This window comes from Pedobacter sp. (assembly GCF_045627485.1).
GTDB lineage: Bacteria > Bacteroidota > Bacteroidia > Sphingobacteriales > Sphingobacteriaceae > Pedobacter.
Window position 1 is genome coordinate 1 of record NZ_JAZQNU010000187.1, and the last position, 16,665, is coordinate 16,665.

General features: G+C 40.6%; 15 protein-coding genes. 8 read left to right on the forward strand and 7 right to left on the reverse strand.

What is annotated here, in order from left to right; translation table 11 throughout:
- Positions 1-493: 493 nt before the first annotated feature.
- The 7 genes from ACR2F3_RS14195 to ACR2F3_RS14225 all read left to right on the forward strand — a co-directional run bounded on the left by ACR2F3_RS14195 (position 494) and on the right by ACR2F3_RS14225 (position 10,668).
- A complete protein-coding gene (locus ACR2F3_RS14195; protein WP_432710637.1) occupies positions 494-934 on the forward strand; it encodes a hypothetical protein in 441 nt (146 codons plus the stop codon).
- A 151-nt stretch (positions 935-1,085) separates the two neighbouring features.
- Positions 1,086-1,502, forward strand: a complete 417-nt coding sequence (locus tag ACR2F3_RS14200; protein WP_432710638.1) for a Fur family transcriptional regulator — start codon at positions 1,086-1,088, stop codon at positions 1,500-1,502.
- 66 nt (positions 1,503-1,568) lie between these two features.
- On the forward strand, positions 1,569-1,913 hold the full coding sequence (locus ACR2F3_RS14205; protein WP_432710639.1) for a hypothetical protein: 345 nt from the start codon (positions 1,569-1,571) through the stop codon (positions 1,911-1,913).
- 54 nt (positions 1,914-1,967) lie between these two features.
- Positions 1,968-4,073, forward strand: coding sequence for a TonB-dependent receptor (locus tag ACR2F3_RS14210; RefSeq protein WP_432710640.1), 2,106 nt, complete (start codon positions 1,968-1,970; stop codon positions 4,071-4,073).
- An 18-nt stretch (positions 4,074-4,091) separates the two neighbouring features.
- Complete coding sequence (locus tag ACR2F3_RS14215; protein WP_432710641.1) at positions 4,092-4,730, forward strand: hypothetical protein; 639 nt, start codon at positions 4,092-4,094, stop codon at positions 4,728-4,730.
- Between the two features lie 318 nt (positions 4,731-5,048).
- Positions 5,049-7,511, forward strand: coding sequence for a transglycosylase domain-containing protein (locus tag ACR2F3_RS14220; RefSeq protein WP_432710642.1), 2,463 nt, complete (start codon positions 5,049-5,051; stop codon positions 7,509-7,511).
- Positions 7,512-7,554: 43 nt separating this feature from the next.
- Positions 7,555-10,668, forward strand: a complete 3,114-nt coding sequence (locus tag ACR2F3_RS14225; protein WP_432710643.1) for a peptidase MA family metallohydrolase — start codon at positions 7,555-7,557, stop codon at positions 10,666-10,668.
- 58 nt (positions 10,669-10,726) lie between these two features.
- Here ACR2F3_RS14225 and ACR2F3_RS14230 read toward each other — a convergent pair whose 3' ends face one another.
- Entirely contained in the window at positions 10,727-11,077 is a 351-nt protein-coding gene (locus tag ACR2F3_RS14230) for a GIY-YIG nuclease family protein (protein ID WP_432710644.1), read from the reverse strand.
- Between the two features lie 135 nt (positions 11,078-11,212).
- Between ACR2F3_RS14230 and ACR2F3_RS14235 the strand changes: the two genes are divergently transcribed.
- Positions 11,213-11,989, forward strand: a complete 777-nt coding sequence (locus ACR2F3_RS14235) for an XRE family transcriptional regulator (RefSeq protein WP_432710645.1) — start codon at positions 11,213-11,215, stop codon at positions 11,987-11,989.
- A 57-nt stretch (positions 11,990-12,046) separates the two neighbouring features.
- On the opposite strand, the gene rplT is transcribed toward ACR2F3_RS14235, so the two are convergent.
- The 6 genes from rplT to ACR2F3_RS14265 form a co-directional block, all read right to left on the reverse strand.
- Positions 12,047-12,391, reverse strand: coding sequence for a 50S ribosomal protein L20 (gene rplT, locus ACR2F3_RS14240; RefSeq protein WP_432710646.1), 345 nt, complete (start codon positions 12,389-12,391; stop codon positions 12,047-12,049).
- 74 nt (positions 12,392-12,465) lie between these two features.
- The gene (rpmI, locus tag ACR2F3_RS14245) at positions 12,466-12,666 is read right to left on the reverse strand and encodes a 50S ribosomal protein L35 (protein WP_432710647.1); all 201 of its coding nucleotides are present in this window, start codon (positions 12,664-12,666) and stop codon (positions 12,466-12,468) included.
- Positions 12,667-12,692: 26 nt separating this feature from the next.
- A complete protein-coding gene (gene infC, locus ACR2F3_RS14250) occupies positions 12,693-13,262 on the reverse strand; it encodes a translation initiation factor IF-3 (RefSeq protein WP_432710648.1) in 570 nt (189 codons plus the stop codon).
- Between the two features lie 13 nt (positions 13,263-13,275).
- Entirely contained in the window at positions 13,276-15,201 is a 1,926-nt protein-coding gene (gene thrS, locus ACR2F3_RS14255) for a threonine--tRNA ligase (RefSeq protein WP_432710649.1), read from the reverse strand.
- Between the two features lie 88 nt (positions 15,202-15,289).
- Complete coding sequence (locus ACR2F3_RS14260) at positions 15,290-16,018, reverse strand: (Fe-S)-binding protein (protein ID WP_432710650.1); 729 nt, start codon at positions 16,016-16,018, stop codon at positions 15,290-15,292.
- A 10-nt stretch (positions 16,019-16,028) separates the two neighbouring features.
- On the reverse strand, positions 16,029-16,665 hold a 637-nt coding region (locus ACR2F3_RS14265; protein ID WP_432710651.1), incomplete at its 5' end, for an MFS transporter.

Consider the following 16,665-nt stretch of genomic DNA (forward strand, 5'->3'; position numbering starts at 1 on the left):
TCCTCTGCCATCTATGGATGCTTCAGATGCCAACATTTTGAAGACGGAGACTTCCGTCTAAAGTCGTCTTCAACGGCTGGATCAAGCCACTTCGGGGCGATGATCGGGCAGGGGGCCTTCTGGACCATCTCCAGGTCCCAATCCATCGCATACTGCAACGCAGCCATCGCAGTCAGACAGCCTGCATGCCCCAATCTCTCCCTTCATCGAGCTCCCCCTTCCCCTATCCACCTTGGCAGCCGAAAAGACTCGGCCTGTTATGATGCTCAAGCAGGGATTTGATTTCGGAAGAACAGGGAGCGAGAAAGATTGACAGACAGGGGCACGGAGATCGCTGATCGACGTCCTGCATGGATGATCCCATTGTAAAAACAATGCTGCTACAGACCGAAACATTATACAATACGCCGAAGAAAACGGCTACGACTACATCTGCCTTAGCAGAAACGGTGAAAATAAAAGTAGCCTCTGGTTTGGTTCCAACACCTCAAACTTGATTAATAAATCGGAGATCCCTGTTATTGCAGTACCAAGCACTTACCAGGGCGAGCAGATCACTAAGGTGGCCTATGCATCTGATTTGAGAAAACTGGATACAGAACTGGATAAAGTGGTGAACTTTACCCAACCTTTAGGGGCACAGCTGGAATTGTTACATTTCACGAATCCTGGCGACGAACTTATAGATGTTGATGAACAGGATGCCATTAAAGAAAAAATAAGTCAATACCAGTTAATAACCCATTTCGAAAAGTTTGATTTTGAAAAAACATTAATTGAAAATATGAATGAGGCTTTTCAGCGATCAAAGCCTTCCATGGTGGTAATGTTTACCGATCAAAACAGAAGTTTCTTTGAAAGGATTTTCTCTTCCAGTATTTCCGCAGAATATGCTACTGTATCGGACATTCCTTTGTTGGTTTTTAAAAAATAATTAATAAACACCTGCACACTGCTAAAAGCGGTGTGCAGGATTGTTTAGGTCCCCCTGCTCCTCCTTGGAGTACTACAGTGCGATAGCATGAATAGGTTTCTGTATCAAAAATTTAAATGATTAAGATTATCTTTGCATTCTAAACAATAACATGGACAGCCTGAAAGTATTAACTGACAACGACATTAAGCATACCAAACAAAGGGTTCGTGTGTTAGACGAAATTTCAATGGAGGTTACAGCGGTATCACAACCTGACCTGGAAAAAAAACTGGGAAAAGAAATTGACCGGGTTACCCTTTACCGCATTCTGAATTTATTTGAGGAAAAAGGCATCCTGCACCGGGTAATCGATCGTCACGGTACTGCAAATTATGCTGTCTGTGCCCCAAACTGCTCAGCAAACCATCACCACGACAATCATGTACATTTTAATTGCACCATGTGCCAGAAAATTTACTGTTTACCTGTCGAATTACCTGCATTAAAATTACCTGCAGGTTTTAAAATGGAAACGCTAAATACCATTGTTTATGGTACCTGCAATAATTGCAGTATTAATTCCTAAACCTTTCCAAAGCGTTTCTTTAAGAATAATTTTTAATTTTCAGTTATAAGATGCATCTTTGTTGCAATGGAACAACGCAACAGGTTTTCTTTAGCTGGCTGTCGCCTCATCATTTACATGATGCTGGCCATATTTGCTGCTATGCCCTTGGTGCAGGCTTTTCACAGTCACGACTCAGAAAGCATCTCCTTTTCAAAAGATGACCAGCAGTTAGCCAAGTCACATACAGATTGTCATTTTTGCCACCAGTTTTCGCAAAATCAACCTGTTCCCCTGTTGCCAATACGATCTTTATCAGTCTTATTTTTCGGAAGCATCCCTTCCATCTTTCCTATTGATGCGGTTCAGGAATTGATCTCATTGCCCGGTGTAAGCTGGACAAATAAGGGTCCCCCTGCAATAAACGCCTAATCAAACACCGTGCACCTCACGGCCCCCCTCTATTTATAATTTTATTTAATTTCTATGCTGAAAGGTTTATTAACCATTATCGGCTTCCCACTGGCAATATGCCCAGGCTACACGTTGGCCCAGGATACCTTGCAATTGCGGGAGGTACAAATTCACGGACAACATAGTCCGGTTAATCGAAACAGTATTTCGACCACGATTTCTGCCAGCCAATTATCCACCACTAAAGGTGGCAACCTGGCTGATGCTTTGGTAGACGTACCCGGCGTGAGCACCTTAAAAAGTGGTGCCGCTGTAGCCAAACCTGTAATACATGGTTTACATAGCAATCGTATTTTATTGCTCAACAACGAGGTAAGACAGGAAGGACAACAATGGGGTGCAGAGCATGCGCCGGAAATTGACCCATTCATTGCCGAGCGAATCCATGTGATTAAAGGAGCAGAAACTATCCGTTATGGCGCTGAAGCCATGGGTGGTGTAATCATGGTTGATCCACCTGCCCTTCCTAAATCAGCTGGCTTTGGTGGTGCGCTTAACCTGGTTGGTGCAAGTAACGGCCGGGCAGGCGCCACGTCGCTGATGCTTAACGGTGGCCTGAAAGGCTTGCCTGGTTTAGGCTGGCGGATACAACAGTCACTTCGTAAAAGTGGTAATTTAAAAACTGCCGATTATTACCTGGGCAACACCGGCCTGCGCGAAAACAACTTTTCTGCCGCACTGGGTTACAGTGGTAAAAATTCGCAGTATGAAGTGTACTATAGTAGATTTAGCACCGACCTGGGTGTGTTATACAGTGCGCACGTAGGAACGGCTGAGGATATTGAGGCACGTATTCTTTTAGGAAGACCAACAGAGGAATTTGGTTTCAGCTACAATATATCTGCGCCTAAACAACAGGTGAACCATCAATTACTTAAGTTAAAGGCACATTACGACTGGAGTGAGAACCGACAGCTTGATCTGGTGTATGCTTTTCAAAATAACCATCGCCGGGAATATGACTTCCGTCGTGGCGACCGCGAATCCATCCCCATTACTGACCTGGTGCTGCATACCCATACCCTGGATGGGCAATTAACCAGTTATACTAAAAATGGCCATAAACGTAATTATGGATTTAACACGGTGGTTCAGGTTAACAATAATATTCCGGGCACCCTGGCTAATACATTCATTCCAAACTTCGATAGTTTTACAACAGGTGCTTTTGTGATGCAACGCTGGATTAAGGGCGATGTTGAACTTGAAGCCGGTTTACGTTACGATTACAAGTATTTCAACGCAGCAGGCTTCAGGTACAGCTATAGCACTACCGGTGCCACTAACGAGACGATTAATGAGCAGTACTATGGAGGTGAAAACAGCTTCCACAATGTTACCGGTTCTGCCGGGCTCCGCTGGAACCTGGGAAACCAAAGCCAACTGATCAGTAACATCGGATTGGCCTGGCGTGCTCCGACAGCTAACGAATTATTTAGTAATGGCTTGCATCATGGCGCGGGTTTATACGAAGTGGGTAATCCTGATTTGAAAAGTGAACAGGGATACAAATGGACAAGCGCCTTCGAACATAAAAATGACTTATTTACTTTTGAATTAGCTGTTTATGCGCAGTACATCAACAATTACATCTTTTCAAAACCAGGTTTGCAATACAGGCAAACCATAAGTGGAACTTTCCCAGTTTTCAACTATGAGCAGGCAAATGCTTTCTTCTACGGAACTGATATCGCCGGCACTTATCGATTTTTACCTCAACTGTCATATCGCCTAACAGCGTCTTTGGTGCAGGCTCAAAACCTCGACGATAAAACCCATCTGCCTTTGATTCCTGCTGCACGTATGGCCCAGCAACTCACCTGGAACTTTGACCCGAATAAAAATAAAGACAGTTACCTGCAAATAGGCCACCAACAGGTAGCCCGTCAAACCCGCTATGAACCGGGTAGTGACTACGCAGCACCGCCAAAAGGTTACGGATTATTCTCCATAGCCGCGGGCAGCATCCTAAATCTGGGAAAGCAAATGCTGAAGGTGCACCTCCAAGCAGATAACCTTTTTAATACATCGTATAAAGATTACATGAATCGCTACAGGTACTATGCCCATGAAATGGGTAGAAATGTGACGATTAGACTCGCTTATCAATTTAATTAATAACATAAAACAATCACAATGAAAATGTTAAAACACTTCAAATTTACACTTCTGGTTGGCTTTATAGCCATGTCATTTACCGCATGTAAAAAAGATGACCCTGTAGCAGAAATCCCGGCAGAAGAAGTTGGAACAGCAGAACTTAGCTTTGTGGAAGTCGAAGCTGAACTCCATAATGACCACCATCATTACCACGACATCCCTGGCGCCGTACCATTAACCATTAGTTTTGACCAGGCTGGTTTACCTCCGGTGGGTACGCATGCGCATTTAACTGCAGGTAAAACCTATAAAGTAAGTCTGAAAGCATATGACTTTGCAAAAAGAGAAATTCAGCAGGAGTTTGTAGATAAATCGGATTTACACCAGGCTTTTCTGTTAGGCGCACCTGAAGGGGTGATGAGTTATATTTATGCAGATCGTAATGCCAAGGACGAAATGGTGAATGTTGGTGTTACTGGCTATCTTACGGTGAAGAAAGCTTCGGCTGGTTTTACTTTCCGTTATATATTGAGACACCTGAATCCAGGTGTGAAAGCAAACATCACTGCTGAACACTGGAATGCTGCTGATTTTGCATCCAAATTTTCGGGAGCAAATGATTTAGATCTAAAATTTAACTTACATCCGGTTGCCGAAGGCGACACTGGCCACTAAGATTATTATCCAGTATTAAGTAAGGGCAGTTCAATAAGGACTTGCCCTTCTTTGTTGTTGCAGTAAAAGACATCTTGCTGGTGGGTTAAACTCATCTTAACGCAAAAAAAAATCCTACATTCAAACAATTAATTAAAATTGACTTTCTTTGTTGCAATTGTATTTATGTGATATACCGCATACAAAAAAAACATTTACATTTAACATCTGGAGTTAAATGGTGTTTATCAACTTTACAGTGTACTGTTGGTTAAATCGGCAGTGATCGATTTAACACTATTTAACCAAATATGTTAACCATTTTTATGATATTTATCCATGTTTAAAGAGATACATAATAAATACTTACGATACAGTGTCATAGTTATTTATTTTATTTTACTGTTTTTTTGTGCCCTGCAACTAAATTTTTTAGGGTTATTTGGTTACTCCCCTTCCTATAAGGATATTAAAGCGCCTACTCAAAGTGTAGGCTCAGAACTTTATACCGCCGACGGTAAATTGATTGGTAGATATTTCAACGAAAACAGAACTCCAGTGGCATATGATCAAATTGCACCCAGTGTAATTAACGCCTTGGTAGCCACTGAAGATGCCCGGTTTTACAAACACATGGGTATCGATTTTATATCACTGGTTTCCAGCGGAATATCAACTGCCAGTGGTGATAAACGCGGGGGAAGCACCATTACACAACAACTTGCAAAAAACCTCTATCGTACCCGCTACAATAAATCGCAGGGCGCTTTTAAAAGCATACCTGTGGTGAGTACCATCATGTCGAAACTTAAAGAATGGATGACGGCGGTGAAACTCGAAGCAAATTACTCTAAAGAGGAGATTCTAACCATGTACCTCAACACCGTTTCCTTTGGTAATAATGCTTACGGAATTAAAACCGCTGCCCGTACATATTTTGATAAAGAAACAGATAGTCTCGACGTACCGGAATCTGCCCTGCTGATTGGAATGTTAAAAGCAACCACCCTTTATAACCCGACCAGAAATCCGGAACGTTCAGTGGAACGCAGAAACGTAGTTTTATCCCAAATGAACAAATATGGGTTCATAAACACTCAGGAATATAACAGGTATAAGAATACGCCACTTAAACTTAAGGAAGGCCATGTTGACGACAATGGAGATGGTGATTCCTACCTTCGTACGGCTGTTGCTAAATACCTGGAAAAATGGTGTGATGATAATGGTTACGACCTTTATGAAGATGGTTTAAAAATTTATACGACCATTGATTCCAAATTACAGAAATATGCAGAGGAAGCTGTGAATGAACAGATGAAAACGCTTCAAAAACGTTTTTATAATGCATGGGGAAAGAATGATCCCTGGTATGATTCTGAAAACAGAAAAGTGGACTATCCGAACCGTGCCAAGCAAAAACTTCCCATATATGCCATGCTGAAGAAGAAATACAATAACAATCAGGATTCTATAGATGCATATTTTGACCGCAAAAAGAAAATGAGAGTCTTTAGCTGGAATGGTACCAGGGATACTTTATTTTCGACTATGGATTCCATTCGTTATTATGGTAAGATCCTGAATGCGGGCATGATGTCACTGGATCCTTTTGAGGGTAAGATTAAAGTTTGGGTTGGTGGAATTGATCATAACTTTTTTAAGTATGACCATGTTAACCAGAGCAAAAGACAAGCGGGATCTACCTTTAAACCCTTTGCCTACCTGGCAGCTTTAGAAAGCGGCCTTTCCCCTTGTGATACATTTGTGGACAAACCGGTTAGCATCGCTTATCAGGAAAAAGGAAAAACAGAGTATTGGGAACCTAAAAATGCGAGCTACTCCAATACGTACAGCAATATGTCGCTGCGCCTGGCAATGGCAAGATCTGTAAATACGATAACTGCTCAGATCACAGAAAAAGTTGGCGCTGATAATGTAGTAAAATGGGCCCATGAAGTAGGAATTGACAGCAAATTGCAATCTGTTCCATCCGTGAGTTTGGGACCAAATGATGTTTCTGTTTACGAAATGGTTAAAGCCTATGGTACTTTTCTAAATAACGGTATCAAAACTGACCCTATACTTGTGGAAAGAATAACAGACCTTGATGGTAATTTAATTAAAGAATTTAAGCCAAAAACCAAAAGGGTACTGTCAGAAGAAATCAGCTGGTTAATGCTTTATATGTTTAGAGGAAGCATGGAAGAACCAGGTGGTACTTCGCAGGCCCTATGGGAATGGGACCTCTGGAAAAATAATAATCAAATCGGCGGTAAAACCGGTACCTCCTCAGATTATGTGGACGCCTGGTATATGGGGATTACAAAAGATCTTGTTACCGGCGTTTGGGTAGGCTGTGATGAACGTACTGCACACTTTAAAAATAGTCAAACCGGCGAAGCCTCAAGAACGGCATTACCTATTTTCGGGAAGTTTATGGAAAAAGTGTATCATGACGAATCAACAGGTTACACTTATGGCCCCTTTCCGAAACCTACAGTTAAAATCACCATTCAATACAATTGCCCAACACCACGTTACGTTCCAGACACAACCACACAGGATAGTGTTGAAGTGGACTCGGTAGACCTGCAGATGCCTGTAATTGAAGAATTAGATCCACTAACACCAGAGCAGATGGAACTGATTAACCAGCAAAAAAAGAAAGCTGCTAATCCAGCACCTGCGCAGCCGGAAAATAGCGAACCAATGACGAAAAAAGAAGCGCGTGAATTGAAAAGAAAATTAAGAAAAGAAGAAAAAGAAAAGGCTAAATTAGATCCTTCAAATAATGGGTAATCAGATCAGAAAATAAAGCTTTACTATTCCTAACTTTTAAACGATGAAAATTTTTCAACGGTTAATTACATTATTATTATTACTAACGTCAACCTCGTTAGCCGTCCATGCTCAATACTTTGGCCAGAATAGGGTAAGGTATAAAAATGAAAAGTTCAAGGTGATGCAAACACCACATTTTGACCTTTATTATTACATCCAAAATGACAGCCTGGTTAATCGTTTTGCAAAAGATGCCGAAACCTGGTATAAGATGCACCAGGAAGTATTTCGGGATACATTTCTTAAAAGAAATCCGATCATCTTATACAGCAGCCATCCTGATTTTCAACAGACTACTGCCTTACAGGGCGAGATTGGTGTAGGTACCGGAGGGGTAACTGAAGCTTTAAAAAACAGGGTTATCATGCCGGTGATGGAACTTCGCAGTCAAACCCGACATGTTTTAGGTCACGAACTTGTCCACGCTTTCCAGTACCACACCCTATTGGTGCAAGATAGCATGAACCTGGAGAGTGTGAGCCGTGTGCCTTTATGGATGATTGAAGGGATGGCCGAATACCTCTCCGTGGGGAAAAAGGACGCTTTCACCTCCATGTGGATGCGCGATGCACTCTTAAACAGGGATATCCCTTCGTTAAAAGATTTAACTAATTCTAACCGGTATTTCCCTTATCGTTATGGCCAGGCGTTCTGGGCCTTTATTGGCTCAACATATGGCGACACCACCATTGTGCCATTGTTAAAAAACACGGCCAGGTATGGTTATGAGAATGGCTTAAAATTCACCTTGGGTTACGATGATAAAACGTTATCCGGGCTATGGAAAAATGCCATTGAAGCTCATTACCGTCCAATGTTAAAAGCGGACAGTGCACAAGTAAGATTAACGGGTACCAAGATTATCGACAATAAAAATGCAGGAAATATGAATGTTGCCCCTGCTATTAGCCCGGATGGGAAATACCTGGCTTTTATGTCGGAAAAAGACCTGTTTGGCATCGACCTTTTTCTTGCAGATGCCAGGACTGGGAAGATCATCAGGAAGCTTAGCAGCCAGGTTAACAATACCCATATTGACGATTTCAGCTTCCTGGAGTCGGCTGGTACCTGGTCTCCCGACAGCAAACGGTTTGCCTTTACAGTATTCAGCAGAGGCAAAAACAGGATGATTATCATCGACGTCGAAAAGGGAAAGACCCTACTGCATACAGATATGCAGCAGGTTGAGCAGTTTGGTAACCTGACCTGGTCGCCCGATGGAAAGGAAATAGCCTTCTCTGGTATGGTAGAAGGACAAAGCGATATCTTCAGTTATAACCTCGACACCAAACAAGTTACTGCCATTACCGATGATCCGTATTCAGACTATGCACCAAGCTATTCTTTTGATGGTAAAAAAATTATCTTTTCTTCCGACAGGGTTGCTATTGAATCAAATAGTACACAAGCTACCAACCCGATTAACCTGACTATTTACGACAGACAAACCAAAACCTTAAGCAACATCCCTGTATTTCCAGGTGCAAACAACTTAAATGCACAGTTCTCTGGCGATAGCCAGAAGATTTACTTCTTGTCTAACCGAGATGGTTTCAGGAATTTATATGAATATAACCTGGCAACAGGTACTGTAAATCAGTTGACTGATTATTTTACGGGCATCAGCGGGATCACTGAGTATTCTCCTGCCATTTCTGTTTCCAGGAATGATGAAATCATATACAGTTACTATCGGTCACAACGCTATACACTTTACCATGCCGAGAGAAGCCGGTTCCAGGCCAATGCCGTAGACCCAAAAGCTGTAAACTTTTCTGCAGCGATCCTTCCACCGGTAGAAAATTTCGGGATTAATATCGTCAACTCCAATCTGGCTAACTTCAAACGCTTCGATCGGGTTCCAAATGACTCCTTGCGTTTGGTTCGTTACCGTCCGCAGTTTAAATTGGATTACCTCGCCAACAGTGGCGTGGGTGTTTCCACAAGTCGTTTCGGTACCGGTGTAATGGGTGGTATTGTTGGGATGTTTAGCGATATCCTTGGCAGAAACCAGATCATTGCAAATTTAGCTGTAAATGGGGAAGTCTATGATTTCGGTGGAATGGTAGGTTATATTAACCAGGAAAGACGAATTAACTGGGGGGCCGCCATATCACATATCCCTTACATCACAGGTTTTCGTGACCTTGCAGCAGAAACCATCCCTGTAGAAGGTGGAGCTGTTGATGTCATTTCCGACCGCACTAATATCATTAGGACTTTCGAAGATCAGGCCCAGATGTTTGTGAGTTACCCATTCAACAAGGTACACCGTGTTGAAGCAGGGGGCGCTTTTTCAAGGTACAGTTACCGAATAGACAGGTATAGTAACTATTATCAGAATATTGACGGGTATCCAGGCTTCTATTTAGGATCCGACAAACGGAAAATACCTACAGAACAAGCATCAGAAGAACTGGGTGTATCCTTTTCTTCTTTTAACATATTCAACACTAATGCAGCCTTTGTAGGCGATAATTCAATATTCGGAATGACCAGCCCACTTGACGGATTTCGATACCGTGTAGGGGCCGAACAATACTTTGGTGACTATAAATTTTCAGCAATTAATCTGGATGCAAGAAAATATGTGCGTTTAAAACCTTTTACGCTCGCGGCCAGGGGTTATACCTATATGCGTTTAGGTAAGGAAGGTGAGAACCTCTACCCTTTATTTATTGGATATCCTTATCTGATTAGAGGTTACGAGGCCAACTCATTATACAATAACCAAAGCGCGGGTGGATTCTTCGACATTAATCAGTTATCAGGAAGTAAAATTGCAGTGTTTAACTTTGAGGTGAGGTTACCATTTACAGGACCGAAAAAACTGGCACAAATTCCTTCTGGTTTTCTGTTTTCAGATTTAAACTTGTTTTTCGATGCAGGCGTAGCGTGGACAGAGGACTCAAAGGTGGTCTTTAAAAGCCAGCCAAACGGGGTATTATTACCCAATGGAACACCAGCGGAAAGGGTTCCTGCCTTAAGTGCTGGAATTTCGCTTCGCGTAAACATGTTTGGATATTTTGTACTGGAACCATATTATGCTTTCCCGCTCCAACGGAAAGATGTTAAAGCCGGTGTATTTGGTTTGACCTTTGCACCAGGTTGGTAAATAAAGCGATAATAGATAAAATGTCCCGGACTTAAAACACCCGGGACAATTTTATATATTATGACATCATGTTTAACGGTAACGTTACCTGCATATCCATTGCCTTGTTTAAAGTGATATGTTCGAAATCTAAGCCTATAGTTAAATCTACCCAATCAGGATTACAGGTTCTTACCAATCGCTCTTTTTGCATGCGGGTAAACCTGCTAACTAACTTAAAACGACCTAGGGCCTGTGCTTCTGTTTTAAACTCTTCAAAATAAACCAACCTGCTTAATTGTTGGCCGCTATCGAAAAATAAATTGGGCATTTGTTTGTAAAAGGCCAGCGTCTTTAACAAATCAGCGCTCATGCCTACATGCAAACTGGTTCGGTTCCTATCGGTCAAGATGTACACAAAATTTTTCATAGCTTAATCTTAAATTGTTTTTAACTAAATTAGTTAGTATATATTTTTGTACAGCCAATTTATATTACTAACTTTATTGGCACAATATTACTAATAACTTTAGTAAAAACAAAAGAATATTAAACTTTATTTTTTATGTCAAATATTTCAGCTAACCTAAAATATCTTAGGAAGAAAAAAGGCCTTACACAACAGCAATTCGCTGATGCTATTGGGATTAAAAGGTCTCTGGTTGGTGCTTATGAAGAGGATCGTGCAGAACCCAAATACGAATTGCTAAAAAAAATAGCAGCATTCTATGATTTTAGTATTGATGAGTTTATCAATGAAGAAATCAACGATAAATGGAAACCTAAGTTAAAAAGCCAGGGATCCAATCTGCGTATCCTAAGCATATCGGTAGATAAAGACGACAATGAGAATATTGAACTGGTTCCTGTGAAAGCTAGTGCCGGATATTTGAATGGCTTTGCTGATCCAGAATACATCAGAGAATTGCCTAAATTTCACCTGCCACTTCCAAGTTTAAAACAAGGAACATTTCGTGCATTTGAAATAACTGGCGATTCAATGTTACCAATTCAACCTGGAAGTATCATCGTAGGCGAATATCTGGACAACTGGAATGACGTAAAAACAGGAGAAACTTATATAATAGTAAGTAAGAATGAAGGCGTGGTGTATAAACGCGCCGGTAACCGTTTTAAAGAGAATAAAGAACTGAAATTGGTATCCGACAATAAAGTGTACGACCCTTATTTTATTGCAGCTGAAGACATCCTGGAAATCTGGAAAGCCAAAGCATATTTTAGTTCTACCCTACCCGATCCTACACCAGAACCAACTATTGAAACCTTAACAAACATGATGTCGCAAATGCAGAAATCATTGTCTCAGTTAAACCGGAATTAATGAAAAGGCATAAAAAAAGGGAGCTATTAGCTCCCTTTTTTTATAACAAATTGTTATCTATTTAACTGTATCAATAACAGCTTTAAAAGCTTCAGGATGATTCATTGCTAAATCAGCTAATACTTTACGGTTTAAACCGATATTTTTAGCAGCTAATTTACCAATTAGTTGAGAATAAGAAATACCATGTTGACGTGCTCCAGCGTTGATACGTTGAATCCATAATCCACGGAATTCTCTTTTCTTAACTTTACGGTCACGGTATGCATATTGCAAACCTTTTTCTACCGTATTTTTAGCAATGGTAAAAACCTTGCTTCTTGATCCCCAATAGCCTTTGGCCATATTTAGGACTTTTTTCCTTCTTCTTCTTGCAGCTACTGCGTTTACCGAACGTGGCATAGTGTTGTGTGTTTTGATAAACGGTGTTGCGTATTTCAGCAAACTTACTACCGAGTACCTGGTTAAAAATTAAATTATTTACCGATGGCAAGCATACGTTTAACGTTACCTGTATCTGCAGCCGACACCATACTTGTGTGACCTAAGTTACGCTTACGTTTTGTAGACATCTTTGTCAAGATGTGGCTTTTGTAGGCGTTTTTCCTTGCAATTTTACCGGTTCCAGTAAGCGTGAATCGCTTTTTAGCACTGGAATTGGTTTTCATTTTTGGCATAACCTGTGTTTATTTATGTAATTTATTTATTTTTTCTGCACTTTAGGAGCAAGTGTTAAAAACATACGCTTACCTTCCAATTTTGGTAATAGCTCTACCTTTCCTATGTCTTCCAAAGCTTGAGCAAATTTAAGCAATAAAATTTCTCCCTGCTCCTTATATACGATAGCTCTACCTTTAAAGTGAACATAGGCTCTAACTTTCTCACCGTTCTCAAGGAAGCTAATTGCATGTTTTAGCTTAAATTGAAAATCGTGATCGTTAGTGTTAGGTCCAAAACGTATCTCTTTAATTACGGTTTGTTTAGCATTAGCTTTAATTTCTTTCTGCTTTTTCTTTTGCTCGTAAACAAACTTACTATAATCAATAATCCTACAAACTGGCGGAACCGCATTTGGTGATATCTCTACCAGATCCAATTCCAACTCGTCGGCAAGGGCCAAAGCTTTTGCCAAAGGATAGATCCCTGGTTCAACATTATCTCCTGCCAATCTCACCTCTGGAGCCTTGATATACTGATTAATGTGATGTTCTGCTTCTTTTTTCTTAAAAGGAGGACGTGGTCCCCTGTTAAATCCTGGTCTGCCTAATGCCAAATTTATTTTCTCTTTAAATTGTAATTTCTTTAATTAATAACTCTCTGAATTCTCGCAGTGTCATTTCCCCTAAATCTCCCTCTCCATGTTTCCTTACAGAAACCTTTCCTTCTGCCATCTCTTTTTCACCAATTATCAGCATATAAGGGATTTTCTTCACTTCTGAGTCCCTGATTTTCCTTCCAATTTTTTCATCACGGAAGTCAATCAAACCGCGAATATCGGAATTATTTAGTTCATCTGAAACTTTTTTCGCATAATCTTCATATTTTTCTGAAATAGGAAGAATGATAAATTGCTCTGGAGAAAGCCATAATGGGAAGTTCCCTGCACAGTGTTCAATCAGTACTGCAACGAACCTTTCCAATGAACCAAAAGGTGCACGGTGTATCATTACCGGGCGGTGCTTAAGGTTATCGCTACCCGTATATTCCAGTTCAAATCGTTCTGGTAAATTGTAATCTACCTGAATCGTTCCCAACTGCCACTTCCTTCCTAAAGCATCTTTAACCATAAAGTCTAACTTAGGACCGTAAAAAGCAGCCTCACCATATTCTACAATGGTTGGTAACCCTTTTTCGTCTGCAGCTTCAATAATAGCAGATTCAGCAAGTTCCCAGTTTTCGTCAGTACCGATATACTTCGCTTTATTCTTAGGATCTCTAAGAGAAACCTGGGCGGTATAATCATTAAATCCTAATGACTTGAACACGTATAGAACCAGGTCAATTACCTTTTTGAACTCTTCTTTTACCTGGTCAGGACGACAGAACAAATGGGCATCATCTTGGGTAAAACCACGTACCCGGGTTAAGCCATGCAACTCACCACTTTGCTCGTAACGATAAACAGTACCGAATTCAGCAAAACGTAAAGGTAGATCTTTATAGGAACGGGGTTTAACTTTATAAATCTCGCAATGGTGCGGACAGTTCATGGGTTTTAAGAAAAACTCTTCACCTTCCTGTGGTGTCTTTATCGGTTGAAAAGCATCCTTACCATATTTCTCGTAATGACCTGAAGTGATATACAAGTTTTTATGTCCAATATGTGGCGTAACCACTTGCTCATAACCCGATTTACTTTGGGCTTTGGTTAGAAATTGAACCAAACGTTCGCGTAAAGCAGCACCTTTAGGTAACCATAAAGGTAAACCTGCACCAACATTCTCAGAAAAAGCAAACAGCTCCAACTCTTTACCTAGTTTCCTGTGATCACGTTTCTTTGCTTCCTCAATTAAATGAAGATAATCAGTTAATTCACTTGCTTTAGGAAAGGTAACCCCATAGATTCTGGTTAGCTGTTTTCTATTTTCATCGCCACGCCAGTAAGCACCGGCAACATTCATCAGCTTTACAGCCTTAATAAAGCCGGTATGCGGAATATGTGGTCCTCGACAAAGATCAGTAAATTCACCTTGTGTATAGAATGTGATTTTTCCGTCTTCTAATCCTTCCAAAAGGTCTAGTTTATATTCATCGCCTTTTTCAGCGAAGTGGTTAATCGCAGCATCTTTTGCGATACTTTCTCTAATAAATACTTCTTTCCTTTTTGCGATCTCCATCATTTTGGCTTCAATAGCCTTGAAATCATCTGACGAAAATTCCCTGTCACCAAAGTCTACATCATAGTAAAAGCCGGTTTCAATAGCAGGTCCAATACCAAACTTAGTTCCTGGATACAAAGACTCTAATGCTTCTGCCATAATATGTGCCGAAGAGTGCCAGAAAGTAGTCTTACCGGATGGATCATTCCATGTTAACAATTTAACTGCGGCGTCGGATTCAATAGGACGTGTCGCATCCCATACTTCACCGTTTACATCAGCGGCTAATACGTTTCTAGCAAGTCCTTCGGAGATAGATAAGGCAATTTGGTGGGCTGTTGTGCCTTTTTCATACTGACGGATAGACCCGTCAGGGAGTGTAATATTAATCATCTACAACTATGATTTATGAAGTTAAAAATTTTATTAATTTAAACCACCTACAGTGTGATTTTTAGCATAACAAAGGTATATAAAATACCTAGCTTTCCAACCAGCCATTTGCCAGTACGTCGGCAAGGTGCATCGTTTTTAAAGAAATGTTATTTTTGTCTATGTAACCCTGCAGGTGCATTAAACAGGATAAGTCCGTGGAGATAATATAGTCAACCTCCTGCGCTAAAGCATTGTTTACTTTTTGTTCAGCCATAGCTGAAGAGATCGCATCGAATTTTACAGCAAAAGTGCCACCGAAACCGCAACACATATCAGTATCTTTCATTTCTACCATTTCCAGTCCGTGCACTTTAGATAACAGCTGGCGTGGTTCGTCTTTAATTTTACACTCCCTCAAACCACTGCAAGAGTCGTGGTATACAGCTCTGCCGTCTAACTCCGCACCAAAATAATCTTTCTTAGCTATGTTTATCAAGAAATCAGATAACTCATAAATATGCCCCTGTATCGTTCTGCATCTATTGTGGACGATTGTATTCGTAAATAAATCATTAAAACCAGACTTTACCATACCTACGCAAGAAGCTGAAGGTGCAACGATATAATTCTGATCTGAGAAATCTGAAAGAAACTTGTTACCGGTTTCTTTCGCTTCTTCCCAATAACCTGCATTATAAGCTGGCTGCCCGCAGCAAGTCTGATTAGGATTGTAACTAACCTGGTATCCTGCTTTTTCTAATACCTTTATCGTATTAAAAGCTGTTTCAGGGTATAACTGGTCTATAAAACAGGGCACAAATAATTCTATCTTCATCTAAATGATCTTATCTAATCTGAATGGGTTCTGTAAATAATTTAACTTCAGCTTTCCGCAGTGAAAGAAGCAATAATAAGCCGATGATAAAAAAGGAAGTTAAAGCAATAGCAGAATTCCGCATACTCCCAGTAAGCTCCTCAATATATGCAAAGCTAGCTAATCCAGCTACAATTGCAACTTTTTCAGCTACATCGTAAAAGCTAAAGAAGGAGGCCGAATCCGGCGTATTTTCGGGAATATATTTAGCATAAGTGGAACGGGATAAAGACTGTATACCGCCCATAATTAATCCTACAACTGAGGCCAAAATGTAAAATTGCACAGCTGTTGACACAAAATAGGCACTGATACACATTGCTATCCAAATTATTACCACACCAATTAACACTTTCACATTACCATAGGTTTGCGCCAAACGAGACATCAAGTTGGCACCTGCAATGGCAACCAATTGTATAATCAAAATTACCACAATCAAACTTGAAGTTGTCAGGTGCAGTACCTTCTCTCCAAAACTTGCCGAAACAAGCATAATAGTTTGAACACCCATGGAATAGAAAAAGAAAGCAAAGAGAAATCGCTTCATTAACACCATACCCTTAATTTGTTGCCATACTACATGCAATTCCTTAAACCCGCTTGAT

What these genes read in the sequence shown, in the direction of transcription:
- ACR2F3_RS14200 (WP_432710638.1), top strand. Translation starts at nt 1,086, where the DNA reads ATGGACAGCCTGAAAGTATTAACTGACAACGACATTAAGCATACCAAA.
- rplT (WP_432710646.1), bottom strand. Translation starts at nt 12,391, where the DNA reads ATGCCACGTTCGGTAAACGCAGTAGCTGCAAGAAGAAGAAGGAAAAAA.
- ACR2F3_RS14260 (WP_432710650.1), bottom strand. Translation starts at nt 16,018, where the DNA reads ATGAAGATAGAATTATTTGTGCCCTGTTTTATAGACCAGTTATACCCT.
- ACR2F3_RS14230 (WP_432710644.1), bottom strand. Translation starts at nt 11,077, where the DNA reads ATGAAAAATTTTGTGTACATCTTGACCGATAGGAACCGAACCAGTTTG.
- rpmI (WP_432710647.1), bottom strand. Translation starts at nt 12,666, where the DNA reads ATGCCAAAAATGAAAACCAATTCCAGTGCTAAAAAGCGATTCACGCTT.
- ACR2F3_RS14205 (WP_432710639.1), top strand. Translation starts at nt 1,569, where the DNA reads ATGGAACAACGCAACAGGTTTTCTTTAGCTGGCTGTCGCCTCATCATT.
- ACR2F3_RS14225 (WP_432710643.1), top strand. Translation starts at nt 7,555, where the DNA reads ATGAAAATTTTTCAACGGTTAATTACATTATTATTATTACTAACGTCA.
- ACR2F3_RS14235 (WP_432710645.1), top strand. Translation starts at nt 11,213, where the DNA reads ATGTCAAATATTTCAGCTAACCTAAAATATCTTAGGAAGAAAAAAGGC.
- ACR2F3_RS14220 (WP_432710642.1), top strand. Translation starts at nt 5,049, where the DNA reads ATGTTTAAAGAGATACATAATAAATACTTACGATACAGTGTCATAGTT.
- ACR2F3_RS14210 (WP_432710640.1), top strand. Translation starts at nt 1,968, where the DNA reads ATGCTGAAAGGTTTATTAACCATTATCGGCTTCCCACTGGCAATATGC.
- ACR2F3_RS14215 (WP_432710641.1), top strand. Translation starts at nt 4,092, where the DNA reads ATGAAAATGTTAAAACACTTCAAATTTACACTTCTGGTTGGCTTTATA.
- thrS (WP_432710649.1), bottom strand. Translation starts at nt 15,201, where the DNA reads ATGATTAATATTACACTCCCTGACGGGTCTATCCGTCAGTATGAAAAA.